Origin of the sequence: Paenibacillus sp. UNC499MF (assembly GCF_900107975.1) — a bacterium.
GTDB lineage: Bacteria > Bacillota > Bacilli > Paenibacillales > NBRC-103111 > Paenibacillus_F.
The window spans coordinates 163,933-180,419 of the sequence record NZ_FNVF01000009.1; the positions used below are offsets into that span (position 1 = coordinate 163,933).

The window sequence follows — 16,487 nt, forward strand, 5'->3', positions numbered from 1 at the left end:
ATTCATGTTATGTATATGCGGCTTAATAATCATTTTGACCGTTAAAATAAAATTTCAATTAAATTTAATCGCTTACATTTTGCTTTAAAAATTTTATTCATAAATCATGTTATTTATATTGACACCATATAAGGCTGTGACTATTATTATAAATATCACTGGAGAATATAAATTGAAATAGACAGAATTTTCGTTGAATAATCTTTAAAAACATCGGTTTATTGTCAAAATCCTTATTAATTAATTCATTGGTAAAAAAAATGGAGAATGAATAGTGAAAAAACATGACCAGGATTTTATGAAACGCCAGAATCGGCTGACGGTGTTTGAGATCATCAAGCACCAGCAGCCCATCTCACGGGCTTCCATTGCCAAGCAGACCGGGATGAGCCCGACTACGGTAAGCCGCATTGTGGCAGAGCTTGCAGAGGAAGGGTATCTGCTGGAGTCCGAACAGGTCTCTGTCGGGCTCGGCAGGAAGTCCACGCTGCTTGAAATGGTAGATGCCGCCGTACTCTCGGTAGGCGTTGAGCTGGACCGCCATCAAGTGAATATCGGCATTGTGGATTTGCAGGGCAATGTTGTAGCCATGAGCCAATATCCGCGGTCAGTGGAAGAGAGTCCCGAAGTTACGCTGGAACGCGTTGGAACAGAAATTGACCAGCTCACGAAATCCAATGAGATCGACTGTAAGCGGATCATCGGAGTTGGTGTAGGCCTTCCCGGGATTATAGATAATGACACGGGAGAAGTGATCTTCTCCGTACAGCTCGGTTGGAGAAATGTCCGGCTTGCTGAACGGCTTAAAGAAATCACCGGTTATGATGTGGCGGTGGACAACGAGCTCAAGGCCAAGGCCCTGGCCGAGCATATGAAGGGCGCGGCGATTGGCTCACAGCGGACCGTCCTGCTTGGTTTCGGGAATGGAGTAGGTTCGGCGTTCATCATGGAAGGGGAGATCTACCGGGGCAGGACGAACAGCGCCGGTGAAATCGGCCATACGACGATTGATCCGAACGGCATGCTGTGCGACTGCGGGAAGGCGGGCTGCCTTCAGACTTACATCAATATCAAATCATTGCTGTCGGAAGCGAACAAGATCCGGCCGGTCCGCTCGATCGAGGACCTTTTTGAAGCCAAGAAGGCAGGGGAACGCTGGGCACTGCATCTGATCGAACGCGCGCTGATGTACATGGCGATCACCATTAACAATGTGGTCTGCATGTACAATCCGGACAGTGTCATCCTTAGCGGGGAACTGACCGACAAATTCCCGGAGATCTTCGATGAGGTGGTCGACCTGTGTTATTCGAAATATGTTTGGGAGCCCCTCAGGGGCGCCTTCCGGATTCTGAAGTCTGAACTGCATGAGCAGGGCGTAGTCATCGGCTCGGGATTGATTTCGCAAAACTGTTTTTTTGCATTGGAATAAGTCAGAGAAGTTAAGCAGGGGAGAGCAGGATTGTACATTAAGGAGGGGACAACGATGAGATTTACACCATTAGTTGAGGAGTACCGGGGCGGTGTGCTGGAGAACGTGCATTACGGAGTGGTCAGCATCGTGGATGAGAAGGGCCGAATCCTCTATTCGGCAGGCGACCCTGAACATCTCACGTTTCTAAGGTCGGCTGCCAAGCCGTTCCAGGCACTTCCGGTTATGAAAAGAAAAGTTGACGAGGTGTACGGACTCACCGGACAGGAGGCGGCCTTGTTTGCTGCATCTCATCGTGGAGAGCGCTTTCATATTGATGCGCTGGAATCCATGCTTCTGAAGACAGGCATCAAGGAGGAAGGGCTGCACTGCTGTGAGTCGTATCCGCTCAATGAAGATGCGAAGGCCGAGCGCCACCGGGACCGCGAACCTAAGCGGAGAATCTTCCATAACTGCTCGGGCAAGCATACCGGACTTATTGCGCTGAGCAAGCATATGGGCTGGGATGAGCGGACGTATTACGAACCTGAGCATCCTGTTCAGAAGGAAATTGTGGAGACCCTTGCTTATATTGCAGAGGTTCCCGAAGCTTCGATCCCGCAAGGGATTGACGGCTGCGGACTGCCGATCTTTGCACTACCGCTGCACAAGATCGCCTATTCCTTCCTGAAGCTCGCATGTCCGGACCTCATTGAAGATAAGGAGACACGGGAGGCGGCGGCCCGGATCGCCCGGCTGATGAATGAGTATCCCGATATGATCGCGGATACCCGGTTCGTCTGCTCGGAGCTGCTCAAGGATCCGAACCTGTCGGCCAAAGGCGGCGCAAAGGGAGTGTACGGCATTGGGCTGAGAAACGAAAGACTCGGAATCTCCCTTAAGGTGTCCGACGGTTCCGAACAGGTATGGCCGTGCATTATCGCTTCGATCCTCGAGCGCCTCGGCTACAGCAATCAAGAGACAATAAACCGCTTATACAAGCTTGTACCGAATTCCATCGTCAATGACGGGGGAACGGAAGTGGGAGAACGCCGGGCGGTGTTCGAACTGAAGCCTTCATCCAGGGAATAACCTCCAATCCTGCAAGTAAGCATACCGGACATGGAGCGATTCTATATTAACTACTTTTGAGGAGTGAGACGAATGAAGGTTCAAGGAAAAATGTGGTCCACACTAATGCTGCTGCTTATCTTCGCGGTAGTTGCCGCAGGCTGCGGAGGCAATACGGAGACTGGCAAGGAAAGTGCGAATACGGGCAAGAGTGAAGGTACTAAGACCGTATCCAAAAACAAAAAAGATGTTGTTATTGCCATTAATGCCAACTTTATTACACTGGACCCTCACAACACGAGCGATACTCATTCGATTACCGGAGCAAGAACCATGGTTGAAGGCCTGATGGGCTTCGACGAGAACATGAAAGTCGTTCCAGTGCTGGCCGACTCCTACAAAATTAGTGATGACGGTCTGGTATACACGTTTACATTGAAGCAGAACATCAAATTCCACGACGGTACGGATTTCAACGCCGAAGCAGTTAAGGTGAATCTGGACCGCATCCGTGATGAGAAGAACAACCTGAAGATGCGCAAGAGCTTCGCCAAAGTCAGCAAGGTTGAGGCTCCGGATGCCAAAACCGTAGTCATCACCTTGAGCGAACCGTATAACGCCTTCCTGAACAAAATGGCGATGGCCCTGATCGTAAGCCCTAAAGCACTGAAGGAGCAGGGCGAGAATATCGGTAAAAATCCGGTAGGTACAGGTTCTTTCAAATTTAAGGAATGGGTGCAGGGCGACCGCCTTGTGGTGGTGAAGAACCCGGATTACTGGCAAAAGGATCTGCCGAAGGTGGAGAGCATCACCTTCAAGCCGGTGCCGGAGAACGGTTCCCGGATTGCGATGCTGAAGACAGGGGAAGCGGATTTCATCTATCCGATGCCAACTGAACAAGTCTCCCAAGTAGAGGGGGACAGCAATATTGTGGTAGATAAAACGGATTCCACAATTGTCCGTTACGTCACACTCAACACGACGAAGAAGCCGTTCGATGATGTGAAGATTCGTCAAGCGATTAACTATGCGATTAACAAAGAAGCTTACATCAAAGTCGTCAAATCCGGTCTGGGCGTGAAGCTGAATTCTACCATGTCTTCCAAAACGCAGTACTACTCCCAGCAGAGCGGTTACGACTATGATGTGGAGAAAGCAAAGAGCCTGCTTGCAGAAGCCGGTTATCCTGATGGCTTCACGGCCGAGATCTGGGGCGAGAATGATTCCGAGACAATGAAAGGCATGCAATTCATTCAGCAGCAACTGGCTCTTGTCGGCATCAAGCTGGATGTGAAGTCGATGGAAGGCGGTACCTTGTCTGAGCAGATTAACTCCGCTGCTACACCAGAGCAGGCCAAGATCCAAATGTGGTATGTAAGCTGGTCCCCGTCTTCAGGTGACGCAGACGGCGCTACAAGAGGTCTGTTCAGCAGCGAAATGTTCCCTCCGGCAGGAGCCAATACGGCATACTATAAGAATCCGAACGTGGATCAATGGATTGCCGATGCCAACAAGGCGACCGATCCGGAAAAAGCGAAATCCATTTATGCGGATATTCAAAAAACGATCTGGGCGGATGCCCCATGGGCCTTCATGGGTGTGGATCAGGTGATTTCAGGCAAGAGAGCCAGCCTGAGCGGCGTAAAAGTATTACCGGACGGCTCCATCACCGTTCGTGATGTGGAAGTGAAGTAATCGTTACTTAAGGACGAACAAGTCCGGGGATACAAGCAGGGAGCTAGAAGCAGAAAGTAAGAAGCTAGAAGCACTAAGCAAGCAATAGCTTGGGGATGTTGATGCAAAGCAAGGGGCCGTTTCTGTCTGTAGCTGAGGAGCGGCCCCTCTTATGTACTTGTTCAATGAAGGGGGCTCACATGATGGGAAGATACGCGCTACAAAGACTACTTGGAGTCATTCCGCTGCTGTTTGTCGTATCGGTGCTGGTCTTCATGTTCATACACTTAATCCCCGGCGATCCGGCCCGGCTTGTCGCGGGCAAGGAAGCCACGCTGGAGGAAATTAACGGCATACGGGCACAACTCGGGCTGGATCTGCCGCTATGGCAGCAATATTTCAATTATATGGGCAAGCTGATGCATGGCGATCTGGGCAGTTCTCTGCGGTCCGGCCTGCCGGTATCCGACATGCTGATGAGCAGATTGACGCCAACCCTTATTTTAACGTTTTTGAGCTTGGGCTGGGCATTAATCCTCGGTCTGCTGATCGGTACGATCTCTGCGGTTAACCGCAACCGGTGGCCGGATTACGTGGGCATGCTTACCGCAATTTCGGGCATCTCGATCCCAGGCTTTTGGCTGGGGCTGGTGCTGATTCAGATCTTCTCGGTACAGCTCGGCTGGTTTCCTACCGGCGGTGTGGATTCCTGGAAGTCCTATTTCCTGCCTTCCCTCACACTTGGAGCGGGAATTATGTCCATGCTTGCCCGGTTCTCCCGCTCATCCATGCTGGAGACGATGCGGGAAGATTATATCCGGACGGGACGTTCGAAAGGGCTTAGAGAGTTCACCGTGGTTGGACGGCATGCGCTGCGCAACTCGCTGATTCAAGTTGTTACTGTAGCGGGTCTGCAATTCGGGTTTCTGCTGGGCGGCTCCGTGATGGTGGAGACGGTATTCAGTATTCCGGGTCTTGGAAGGCTGCTTGTGGATTCGATTTCTTTTCGGGATTATACCGTGATTCAAGCACTGCTGCTGCTGTTTGCGACCCAATTCATACTTATTAATCTTATCGTTGATATGCTGTACGGTGTGCTGAACCCGAAAATCAGGTATGCGTCTAGCTAGGAGGGGAACAGGATGGACAACAATACAACGGTGATGGGAGCCGACTCCTCAGGAGCCGGTGTGACCCTGGTGACGAAGCCGACCAAAGGCCGTGCAGCGGAGTTCTTCAGTAAGTTCTGCAAACAGAGAGCGTCGCTTGCAGCAGGCATTTTTATCATTTTTCTGGCAATTATAGCGATCTTCGGTCCGCATCTTACACCTTATGATCCGAATGCGCCGGATTATGATGCGCTCATGACTGGTCCATCGGCTACGCATTGGGCCGGAACCGATGAATACGGCAGGGATATCCTGAGCCGTCTGCTTGACGGAACAAGGTTGACCTTGGCGGTCAGCTTGAGTTCCGTGCTGATTGCGGCTGTGCTGGGTACCGTGCTTGGATTGCTCAGCGGATATTACGGAGGCTGGCTCGACCGGCTCATCATGCGAGGCAGCGATGTGCTGTTCTCCTTCCCGGATCTGCTGCTGGCCATCGGGATTGTGGCGATTCTGGGCCCGGGACTGTCCAATGTGGTCATTGCCGTTGCCGTTTTCGGCACGCCGTCATTTGCACGGATTATCCGCAGTGTCACCCTAAGTGCCAAAGAGACTTTATTTGTGGAAGCTGCCCGCTCGATGGGCGCGAAGAACGTGCGCATTATATGGCAGCATATTTTTCCGCAGACCGTGCCGAGTGTGATCGTGAACGTAACGATGAAGATCGGCGGTGCGATTCTGGCGGCATCCTCCTTGAGCTTCCTGGGTATGGGAGCGAAGCCGACCGAGCCGGACTGGGGCGCGATGCTGAGCATGGGGCGCGACTATTTGAGCATCGCTCCGCACATTGTGTATTTTCCCGGGGTAGCGATCTTTCTGGCTGTACTTGCTTTTAACCTGGTTGGGGACGGACTGCGTGATGCGCTGGATCCCAAGACGAAAAATTAAAGGGGGACAGGGCCATGACACCCAGACTGCTTGAAGTGGAAGGATTGAAGACAGAGTTCAGACGTGATGGCGGAAGCGTAACGGCAGTGTCGGGCATTGATTTTCACATCAATAGAGGTGAAGTGCTGGGGCTGGTCGGCGAGAGCGGCTGCGGCAAAAGTGTGACTTCCCTGTCGATTATGCGCCTGCTCAAGGATACACCGGGAAGGATTGCCGGCGGGGCAGTCCGGTTCGAAGGCACCGACCTGACTCAGATTCAGGAGAAGGAGATGCGGAAGTTCCGCGGCAATGAACTGGCGATGATCTTCCAGGAGCCGATGACCTCCCTGAACCCGGTGCTGCGAATCGGACGGCAGTTGGAAGAGCCGATCATGCTGCATCTCGGATACAGCCGGAAGCGTGCACGGGAGCACGCCATTCATGCACTGAAGCTGGTCGGGATTCCCCGGGCGGAGGACGTGGCCGATGAATATCCGCATCAGCTGTCCGGCGGAATGAGGCAGCGCGTGATGATCGCGATGGCCATGTCGTGCGGCCCGAAGCTGCTTATTGCCGATGAGCCGACAACGGCGCTTGATGTGACCATTCAGGCGCAGATTCTGGACCTGATGAAGCGATTGAAGGAAGAACAGGAGATGGGCATGCTGTTGATTACACACGATCTTGGTGTTGTGGCGGAAATGTGTGACCGGGTGGTTGTTATGTATGCGGGACGGGTTGTGGAAGAGGCACCGGTTCAGGAGTTATTCGCAAACCCCCAGCATCCGTACACCAAAGGCCTGATCCAATCCGTTCCCAAGCTGCGCCAGAAGGTTCGCCGTCTGGAATCCATTCAGGGCAATGTGCCTGACTTAAGTGCGATGCCTCCAGGTTGCAAATTCATGCCGCGATGTGTGTATGCGATGGAGCGGTGCCTTCAGGAACCGGAGCTTCTGCCTGTGGAAGGACAGGAGCAGCGCAAAAGCCGCTGCTGGTTGACGCAGATGGATACACCGGAAGGGGGAAACAATCAATGATACAGTCACACACAGAGACTCCGCTGGTTGAGGTAAAGGGGCTGCGCAAATCTTTCGCCGTGAAAAAGGGCTGGTTCGGCGCGGCCAAATACTTGCGCGCAGTGGATGGTCTGTCCTTCGCTATACGCAAAGGGGAGACGTTCAGTCTGGTCGGGGAGAGCGGCTGCGGAAAGTCTACGACCGGGCGGCTTGTGAATCGGCTGCTGAAGCCAACAAGCGGTGAAGTCTGGTTCAACGGACAGAATATCAGCAGCCTTTCCGACAACCAGATGCGTCCAATCCGTAAAGATATGCAGATGGTCTTTCAAGATCCATACGCATCGCTCAACCCGCGGATGAAAGTGAAGGAACTTGTGGCTGAACCGCTTCTGATCCATACGAAGCTCAGCGTGAAGGAGCGGGATAAGCTGGCCCGGGAACTGCTGGAGACAGTAGGTCTCAGCAGCATTCATGCCGAGCGCTATGCGCATGAGTTCAGCGGTGGCCAGCGGCAGCGGATCGGGATTGCCAGGGCGCTGTCCGTACGTCCAAGCCTGATCGTGGCGGATGAGCCAGTCTCGGCGCTGGATGTGTCCATCCAGTCCCAGGTGCTGAACCTGATGCAGGATCTGCAGGAGGATTATGGCCTGACGTATCTGTTCATTTCCCACGACCTAAGTGTGGTTGAGCATATTAGCGACCGTATCGGTGTGATGTATCTGGGTACGCTGGTGGAAACGGCGGATAAAGACACGCTCTATGACCGTCCGCTTCATCCGTACACCCAGGCGTTGTTGTCATCCGTGCCGGTTCCAGATCCGAATCAGAAGCGGGAGCGCATTATTCTGAAAGGGGACTTGCCGAGTCCGGTTGACCCGCCTTCCGGCTGTCGGTTCCATAACCGCTGCCCGGCCTGCATGGATATTTGCAGGCAGCAGGAGCCGGTGTTCCGGGAAGTGGAACCCGGACATCAGGTTGCCTGCCATCTCTATAATGAAGCCTGATTAGGCCGTTTATTACAATGCCTAAGGAAAGGATCGCCATGCACATTACACTAGATATGACTGAACTCGCGGATGTTCTCATTCATCCGGTATATGCGGGGGAATCGTTTCCCTATTCGCTGAATGAAGCGCGCAAGCGGCAGGGCACCATGACCTGGCTGTACGCCCGTTCTGCAGGTGAAGCTGATGTGCTCGCCGCCGGAATGGGGGAGCGTTGCGCCGTAACGTTAGAACGGGTACGCCGCGCCGGGGGCGCCGCGGCACGAACTCTGCTGCAGGAAGGGCGGGGCAGCGCAACGCTGCTCAGACATCCGGGCGCAGTAGTTGGAGTTGGAGGCAGTGAGAGCATAGAGTCAGCGGCCGCGTGGCTGCAGGCCTGGATTGAGGGCTGGCTGCTTGGATTATACCGGTTCGATAAATATAGAAATGTCACGAAAATAAGCGGCACTGTGAAGTTGAATCTGCGGTCTTCAGATTGGTCTGAACTGTCCGCGGCCGGGCTGAATTCGGTCATTCAGACGGCCATCCACCGGGCGGAGGCGACAAATCTGACCCGGGACTGGGTGAATGAGACGCCGGGTACGTTGAACCCGGATGCTTTTGTGGAATGGACGCGGAATCTCTTCAAAGACAGGCCGGTAAATATTTATGTCTACCGGGGGAAGGAACTAACTGAGCGCGGCATGAACGGCCTCTTGGCAGTGGGTGCCGGGAGCAAGCACGCTCCGGCGCTAATCGAGCTGAGGTACGAAGCCTGCCCGGATGCCCCGATGCTGGCCTTGATCGGCAAGGCTATCACCTTCGATATGGGCGGCATGAACGCGAAGACGGGCCGGGACATCAGCGATGCCCGGATGGATATGGGCGGAGCGGCCGCCGTCATCGGCGCGCTGGACATTCTGGTCCGGCAGCAGGCCAAGGTCCGGGTCACGGCCCTGATCGCCGTGGCCGATAACCTGCCGGATGCCCGCGCCACGCTGCCTTCATCCGTGATTGCTTATCCGAACGGCTTGACCGTTCAAATTGCAAATACGGATGGAGAAGGCCGGCTCGTGCTGGCAGACGCGCTGATCCATGCGGCCGGGCTTGGCGCAGCGCAGGCGATCGACATTGCCACGCTAACGGGCAATGTCGGAGATGCGCTGGGACTAGGGATCGCCGGCATATGGGGCGATGCCGATATGACGCGCGAGCTGGCCCGGATTGGCGAGCGTAACGGCGAGCGGCTGTGGCCGATGCCGCTTATGGATGATTATGAATCCGAGCTGAGAAGCACTTATGCCGACCTGCGTAACGTGGGCACCTCTACGCTGGCTGGCGCCATCACAGCAGCGTTATTTATTCGGCGGTTCGTCGACAAATCCATGAACTGGGTCCATATTGATATGGCCGGCACGGTACAGTACAAGCAGGATGTCGGTTACGCAGAGGCGGGAGCGACAGGATATGGCGCGAGACTGCTGGCTGATTATGCGGTGAATTATGCCCGGAAGTGTGCCGCGGGAAAGTCAACTGGGAATGGAACAAGGAATGCAACAGATGACGTATCAGAAGATGTGTCAGAGAAAAACATCAAGAAATGAAGCAAGAGATGCAGCAGGGTTTGTATCAGGGGACGTATCCGTAAATGAATCCCGGAAACAGGAGCGTTCGTTATGATCCTGGAAGTCATCGCTACCTGTATTGACGATGCGTTAAGGGCTGAAAAAAATGGGGCAAATCGGCTGGAACTGATCACGGCCGTTACCGAAGGCGGCATGAAGAAACGACAAACAGATGAAGCAAGCTGAAAGCTTCAACAGCACATGAGTCAACCAGGGCAGCGGGTAAAGCGGGAAAGAAATGCATGAAATATAGAGCGAACGTTGTCTTAAGTCCCATCCATACAGATCTGAAAATAGGTGATTGATTTGCAGAGCACAGACAAACATGTAGTGGGAATTGACCTTGGTGGAACAAAGATTGCCGCGGCTCTCTTTAACGCTGACGGTGAGATATTGAACCGTGAACGCATGGAGACGGCGAACGCCCGCACAGCGGAAGAAGTCGTGCAGCGCATGGTGGAGATGATTCAATCCGTGTCCATGGAACACCCGGTATGCGGCGTAGGTCTGGCCTCGCCTGGGACCGTGAACAGTAAGGACGGTATCGTGCTTCAGGGCACGAACCTGCCGGAATGGAACAACGTCCCTCTGAAAAAGTGGATGGGAGACGCACTTGGCGTCGCGGTGGAGGTCGTTAATGACGCGAACGCAGCGGCATGGGGCGAGTATGTCCGGGGTGCAGGAAAAGGCTCCGGGAACATGGTATACATCACGTTTAGCACAGGCATCGGTGCGGGCATTGTCCTCGACGGGAAGCTGCTCCTGGGCGCGACTTCCTTTGCCGGGGAGTTGGGCCATAACATTATTGTGCCGGATGGGCCGGCATGCATCTGCGGGAACAATGGCTGTTGGGAGATGTACGCTTCAGGAACCGCCATCCGCAACTCGGCGCTGGAACTTATGCTGGGCAACCCGTCCGTGATTGGAGAACTGGCGGCGGCAAGCGGTGAAGAGATCTCGGCCAAGCATGTGTTCGAAGCTCACCGTCAGGGTGACCCCATCGCCGCCCTAGTGGTGAACCGGGCGGTTCATTACATGGCGCTGGGCTTAGCCAACGTGATTCATACATTCAATCCCGACCGGATTGTAATCGGCGGCGGCGTGAGCAAGGCAGGCGACCTGCTGTTCCCGGCACTGAAGGCGGAGACCGAGAAGCTGGTCATGAAGCCATACCGTGGCACGTATGAGATCGTGCCTGCGGGATTGCGGGACGACGTCGGCCTGATCGGAGCCGCAGCTTTGTTTCATACTTGATTTAAGTGGGAACTAATGAACTTTATGCTAAGTAACGGAGGGGACGGAACGATTCTGAAGAAGCGCAGCGTTCGCCTTTGTCCCGGATTTCACCCGTTAGCGGGATAATCCAGAAATCTGGGGGAGAACGGCGATCGCAAGAACGTTCCGCATCCGGAGTAGTCTTTTCAGCCGTTGTGTGTATTGGGAATCATTTCAAAGGAGACGGGGGATTGTCGTATGAGCACAAGAGAGCAAAGGACCCGGTGGTTTTTGCAGGACCGGTTCGGCATGTTCATTCACTGGGGATTATATTCCATTCCCGCCAGGGGAGAATGGATTCGAGGCAACGAGCGGATGAGTTATGAGCAGTATCAAGTGTATTTTGACGAGTTCGACGCATCCCGGTATGAACCGAAAAAATGGGCGAAGGCCGCCAAGGCTGCAGGACAAAAGTATGCGGTGCTGACGACCAAGCACCACGACGGCTTCTGTCTGTTCGACAGCAAGCTGACGGATTTCAAAGCGACGAACACCCCGGCTGGACGAGACCTGGTTCGTGAGTATGTGGATGCTTTTCGCGAGGAGGGCATTGCGGTCGGACTGTATTATTCGATCATCGACTGGCATCATGACGATTATCCGGGATATGGGGACAAAGCGCACCCGGATCGGGACAATGAAGCGGCCAAGAACAAGCCAATCGACTTCGACCGATATCTGGACTACATGCATGGTCAGGTGAAGGAGTTGCTCACGAACTACGGCAAGATTGACATCATGTGGTTCGATTTCTCTTATGATGATATGACTGGCGAGAAATGGAGAGCGACCGAGCTGATTCGGATGATTCGTTCCATCCAGCCGGATATCATTATTGATAACCGCCTAGGCGGTAATATCCGGGCGGCGGAACCCGAGGAATATGCCGGGGATTTCTTCTCCCCGGAGCAGATCATTCCACCTGGTGGCATCGTGGATGAGAAGGGGGAGGTTGTCCCTTGGGAAGCGTGTATCACCCTTAACGATAACTGGGGTTATCATGCTGCGGACAAGAACTACAAGTCAGCCAAGCAGGTGATCCGTACCCTGGTCGAATGCGTCAGCAAGAACGGGAACTTGCTGCTTAACGTGGCCCCGGATGCGAAGGGCGAGATCAACCGGGAGACACTGGAAGTGCTGGACGAAGTAGGGGAATGGCTGAGATTGAACGGTGACAGCATTTATGGCTGTAAGGCGGCTGATTTGCCGAAGCCGGAGTGGGGCCGCTACACCCAGAACGGGAACAGGCTGTATGCCCATGTATATGACCGGGGGATAGGCCCGATTTACTTCGAAGGGTTGAAGGATAGGATTGAGAAAGCCAGACTGCTGCGGGATGGGACCGAACTTAAGGTAGAAGTTCCATGGATGGCGCTGGAATACTCCGACATTGAGAACGGCGCCTTCATTAATCTTGCCGGATCCAGGCTTCCGGATGAGAGTGATACGGTGATTGAGCTTTATCTGAGATAGGGCTGCGGCTTTAACTTTTAACAGAGTACAATCTATAGGGCTAAACAGAATTGCAGGACACGGAAGGTCATCCCGTGTCTTTTTTTCATCCTCCTTGATTGAGCATGGTAGGACAAAAATATATCGTTAACCGTAATTGAAAATATTCTCCATGCATTGTTATGAAAGCAATCCTAACTGTGACCAGAAGAGAGTACGAATGAACTTCCATTTGATAAGATCGATAAAATCGCCCGAAACAAATTGAAGGAACTAATGGTTTGGAGCAAAACCCGAATACGGAAAAGGATGCAATCATGTTCAAACAATCCATCTTCGAAATTTGGGGCTACAACGGTGGAATGTAATTTGATGATCCAACATTGGGGACAAGTGGAATTATTACAACTTTACTTTGTGAAGTTATATTTAAATTGTTTAAAAAGTTTAGCAACGAACCCCAATAGCAGTCTAATTGGTCTATTAAAATAAAGTGTTAGATTGAAAAGTAAAGCATTCGACCGTGAAAATAAAGTTGTAGACTGTCAGCCGGCATTAGCCAATGGGCAGAATTAACGTAACCATTAGATGAAATTAGGGTTCTCATATGATACAATTTATCCCAGAAATATCTTCGCGGGTTAATGAAAAGCAGCGGTGATGAACAAATAGGAGACAGAAGTACGCGCAGAATGGAACTTGGTATTAAAAGGAGAGGCAGAGACACATGCGAGAAGAACAGGGAATATTTGCGGGCAAAGGATATAACAGGTCGTACGCAATTGCTACGGGTCTGCCGATTTTGAATATTAGGGGTAGTATATCGCATGAAAGTAACCGCCAACTACCGTTTCCGTGGGTGACAACGGGCATTAAGATTGATAAAGAACACATGTTGGAAACCGTTATGAAGCAGAAGTCACTCGAGTATTTGTTCATGATGCAATTTAGTAAGGAGGAACTGACCGATCGCAATTTGGTTGTAGGCTGTTATGAATACAAGGATCCGAATGACAAGGAACAAATAACGCTATATGCGCTGGTTTCGTTGAAGGAATTTCTCGCGAGATACGGCGATGAACGGGCATTGGAGATTCTGATGCGAGTTGGCTGCGCATACGAGAAGATTATGGAGGAATGCGATGAAGCCATTGAAGAACACTATGCAGTGTTGCGCCGGGCACTTCATTTGAAGAATCTGAGGGACAAATATGACGTCGTTTACGAGTGGGTTGAAGAGGAAGGGCAAAAGACGTACATAAACAGATACACCAAATCGAGTTATACGAAGATTAAAGCTGAATCATTCGCAGAGTTGATCAAACTCTATAATAAGCAACGGAATAAGGATGCAAAGAAGACGTTCTCGACTCTGGAGCCGTTAGAAGCATTCATGCAAGCTTAAGAAAACCGTCCCTTTACAGGGCGGTTTTTCAACATTTCATCGAACGAAGATTCGAGGATATCCAACGATAAAGAGGATTCTCGACAGTCGCATCGGAAAGTGCTGTACGCCATATAATACTTTCAGGGGTTTTATATTGGGGTCAGTCTAAAACTTATTATTCCAAGTCTGCCGGATGACAAGAACATATATGCTTAAAAGTCGCGTAGTTACGGCTTTTTTTATTTTAACGATATAAGTTCTAGTCACAAGTCAGTGACAAGAACTTATAACCTTACGGGAATGGCGGGTATCCGAACTCAATACCAAGTTATTTTTCAAAATTTACGCTTCCGAATCCATGAGACCGATGAATTCCCGGATCGGATGTCGTCTATATAAACGAAGGCATAAATGAACACAAACTAATTTGACGAAGAGGTGTTTTAAAAATGGCATTAACGTCCGCATTCACGAGCTTCAACCTGCCTGTAAAAAACGTAGAACAATCGAAAGCGTTCTTCACCGGAATCGGATTCGAGCTCAACCCGCAATTCCCCGAGAACGAGAATTCGGTAGCCATCGTGATCGGCGACAACCTGCAGGTCATGCTGATCAATCAAGCATTCTTTAATACGCTCACGGAGAAGGAATCCGTCGATACGAGCAAGTATGCTCAGATGACGATCGCATTGGCCTTCGAGAGCCGGGAAAAGGTCGATGAAATCGTGAATACCGCGGTCTCCTTGGGCGGCAAATTGCACGCGGAACCTGAAGATCATGGGTTCATGTATCATTGGGGCTTCGTGGACTTGGACGGCCATCTGTGGGCCATTAACTACATGAACATAGATGGGGCACAAGAGTAAGGCTAACGGAGAGCACGCTCGTACTAGGGTTCAAAAAGCAAGACGCCGGGCATCTTCCCAGGCGTCTTCTTTGCATTAGTTTTGTTCGGTATAGGCTTTGAAATTGTCCATGATCGCTTGCCAGCCTGCTTGCTGGAGCTCGACGGGATTGGAGCTTTCCGCGTCGAACGTTTCAATGACCTTCGTCTCATTCCCTTGATCGACGAAAGCAATATCCACTCTTCTTCCGTCTTCCATGGTGTAGCCGATCGCCTCATGCCGATTCACGACATTGTAGACGCCGCCAAAATCAAAGCCCATGCTGCCATCCTTCGCTTCCATCCGTGTCAGAAACTTGCCACCGGCCCGCAGATCGTTTTCGGCTCTCGGCGCATGCCAGTCGTCGGACGCTTGATTCCACTTCGTGATGTGATCCGGTTCGGTCCAATAGCGCCATACCTTCTCGACAGGGGCCCCTATGACGGCTTGCACGGTTACTTTCGTCGGTTGATTCGTTTCCATTTCAAATAGACACCTCTTTCATGATATTCGTGGTTTGGTTATTCTCATTAATATAGACGTAAGCCAATGACGAAATTCATTGGTCAATTCGCTCAGGCAGCCCAAATCGCGAAAATAGTGGCGCATGAATGAAGTTTTGAACATGCAGAATTTGATTTTCTTTGGTTTCGATGACGTGGATGCCCCAGGGTACCAGGCCAGAGCCCTCTTTGCCCGGCATATACTGGGCCAACGCCGGATAACCGCCATTCACCGTAATGGGCACAAATCGCGAACCTTCGCAATGCCAGCGAGTAAGCGAATAGAAGGCGGACAAATCTTCCTTGCCGCGGATCCACATCTCGAAGGGCGGCATCGACATGCAGCCTTCCTCGTGGAACAACGCGACGAGCGCAGTAATATCGAATTGCTCGAAGGCCTCCACATACCGGGACAGCAGCTGCTGCTCCGGTTGAACGTTCATGCTGCTGAGCTCATCCGAGCGAAGCTGCGCCCGGTCCATCGTCTCCCGGGCTCTTTGCAAGGTGCTGTTCACCGCTGCCGGCGACATAGCCAACGTCTCCGCGATCTGCTTGGAGGACCATTCAAATACATCCTTCAAAATGAGTACCGCACGCTGCCGCGGAGGCAAGGTCTGCAGGAGAGCGATGAAGCACAGTTGAAGGGTATCTCTGCGGACGAGCCGCTCCTCCGGATTGCCCCCAAAGTCGGGAGACGGCCAGATCCAGGCAGAGTCCGGCAGCATGTCACGAGGCTCGACGATGGCGACGGCCGGGTCGAACAGGTCAACGGGAAGCGCGCGGCGTTTGGATTGTCTCAGCTTGTCCAAGCAAAGGTTGGAGGCGATCCGATAGACCCAAGTTTTGAAGGACGAATCCTGTCTGAACGTGCTCCAGTTCTGCCAGACCCGAATACTCGTCTCCTGAACGGCATCGTCCGCATCGTCCATGGAGCCTAGCATTCGGTAACAGAACGAGGTTAAGCCCGGCTTCAAGCTTGCAAACAATGGTTCGTCAAATGCGGTCTCGTTCATCGCGGCCTCCCTTAGCGATCTCCCCGAAGGGTGGTACCTTCATTATATGCAATGAAGCGGACAGCCTCAATCCAAATAAATAGGCAGGATTTAGTACACGTGGATAAAAATTTAGCACGATCGTACTTATAATTCAATAACCAATAGATTAACCCTTGTC

Annotated in this window: 14 protein-coding genes and 1 pseudogene; 13 read left to right on the forward strand and 2 right to left on the reverse strand. The window is 52.2% G+C overall.

The genetic code is table 11. The features are described from left to right. The first annotated feature begins 274 nt into the window (after positions 1-274). From C4S74_RS18620 to C4S74_RS18680, 13 genes and pseudogenes are all read left to right on the forward strand, one after another. Positions 275-1,432, forward strand: a complete 1,158-nt coding sequence (locus C4S74_RS18620) for an ROK family transcriptional regulator (RefSeq protein WP_103996786.1) — start codon at positions 275-277, stop codon at positions 1,430-1,432. Between the two features lie 54 nt (positions 1,433-1,486). After that, the gene (locus C4S74_RS18625) at positions 1,487-2,503 is read left to right on the forward strand and encodes an asparaginase (RefSeq protein WP_103996787.1); all 1,017 of its coding nucleotides are present in this window, start codon (positions 1,487-1,489) and stop codon (positions 2,501-2,503) included. A 72-nt stretch (positions 2,504-2,575) separates the two neighbouring features. Next, a complete protein-coding gene (locus C4S74_RS18630) occupies positions 2,576-4,177 on the forward strand; it encodes a glutathione ABC transporter substrate-binding protein (RefSeq protein WP_103996788.1) in 1,602 nt (533 codons plus the stop codon). 182 nt (positions 4,178-4,359) lie between these two features. Then, positions 4,360-5,286, forward strand: coding sequence for an ABC transporter permease subunit (locus C4S74_RS18635; protein ID WP_103996789.1), 927 nt, complete (start codon positions 4,360-4,362; stop codon positions 5,284-5,286). Positions 5,287-5,298: 12 nt separating this feature from the next. Next, entirely contained in the window at positions 5,299-6,210 is a 912-nt protein-coding gene (locus tag C4S74_RS18640; protein ID WP_103996790.1) for an ABC transporter permease subunit, read from the forward strand. A gap of 14 nt (positions 6,211-6,224) precedes the next feature. Further along, positions 6,225-7,226, forward strand: a complete 1,002-nt coding sequence (locus C4S74_RS18645) for an ABC transporter ATP-binding protein (protein ID WP_103996791.1) — start codon at positions 6,225-6,227, stop codon at positions 7,224-7,226. Continuing rightward, positions 7,223-8,209: an ABC transporter ATP-binding protein gene (locus C4S74_RS18650; RefSeq protein ID WP_103996792.1), complete on the forward strand. Its 987-nt coding sequence runs from the start codon at positions 7,223-7,225 to the stop codon at positions 8,207-8,209. The genes C4S74_RS18645 and C4S74_RS18650 overlap by 4 nt, the downstream gene beginning before the upstream one ends. A gap of 38 nt (positions 8,210-8,247) precedes the next feature. Further along, on the forward strand, positions 8,248-9,792 hold the full coding sequence (locus C4S74_RS18655) for a M17 family metallopeptidase (RefSeq protein ID WP_258042538.1): 1,545 nt from the start codon (positions 8,248-8,250) through the stop codon (positions 9,790-9,792). A 72-nt stretch (positions 9,793-9,864) separates the two neighbouring features. Further along, positions 9,865-9,969 (forward strand): annotated as a pseudogene (locus C4S74_RS18660) (copper homeostasis protein CutC); the annotation flags it as partial. A gap of 174 nt (positions 9,970-10,143) precedes the next feature. After that, positions 10,144-11,067 (forward strand): ROK family protein, encoded by a 924-nt coding sequence (locus tag C4S74_RS18665; RefSeq protein ID WP_258042543.1) that lies wholly within the window; start codon positions 10,144-10,146, stop codon positions 11,065-11,067. A gap of 219 nt (positions 11,068-11,286) precedes the next feature. Further along, entirely contained in the window at positions 11,287-12,561 is a 1,275-nt protein-coding gene (locus C4S74_RS18670) for an alpha-L-fucosidase (RefSeq protein ID WP_103996794.1), read from the forward strand. Between the two features lie 706 nt (positions 12,562-13,267). Then, the gene (locus C4S74_RS18675) at positions 13,268-13,945 is read left to right on the forward strand and encodes a hypothetical protein (RefSeq protein ID WP_258042539.1); all 678 of its coding nucleotides are present in this window, start codon (positions 13,268-13,270) and stop codon (positions 13,943-13,945) included. 431 nt (positions 13,946-14,376) lie between these two features. Continuing rightward, the gene (locus C4S74_RS18680) at positions 14,377-14,793 is read left to right on the forward strand and encodes a VOC family protein (protein ID WP_103996795.1); all 417 of its coding nucleotides are present in this window, start codon (positions 14,377-14,379) and stop codon (positions 14,791-14,793) included. 75 nt (positions 14,794-14,868) lie between these two features. Here C4S74_RS18680 and C4S74_RS18685 read toward each other — a convergent pair whose 3' ends face one another. Both C4S74_RS18685 and C4S74_RS18690 read right to left on the reverse strand, forming a co-directional pair. Then, positions 14,869-15,294: an SRPBCC family protein gene (locus C4S74_RS18685; RefSeq protein WP_103996796.1), complete on the reverse strand. Its 426-nt coding sequence runs from the start codon at positions 15,292-15,294 to the stop codon at positions 14,869-14,871. Positions 15,295-15,370: 76 nt separating this feature from the next. Then, on the reverse strand, positions 15,371-16,327 hold the full coding sequence (locus C4S74_RS18690; protein WP_103996797.1) for a sigma-70 family RNA polymerase sigma factor: 957 nt from the start codon (positions 16,325-16,327) through the stop codon (positions 15,371-15,373). Between the last annotated feature and the right edge of the window lie 160 nt (positions 16,328-16,487).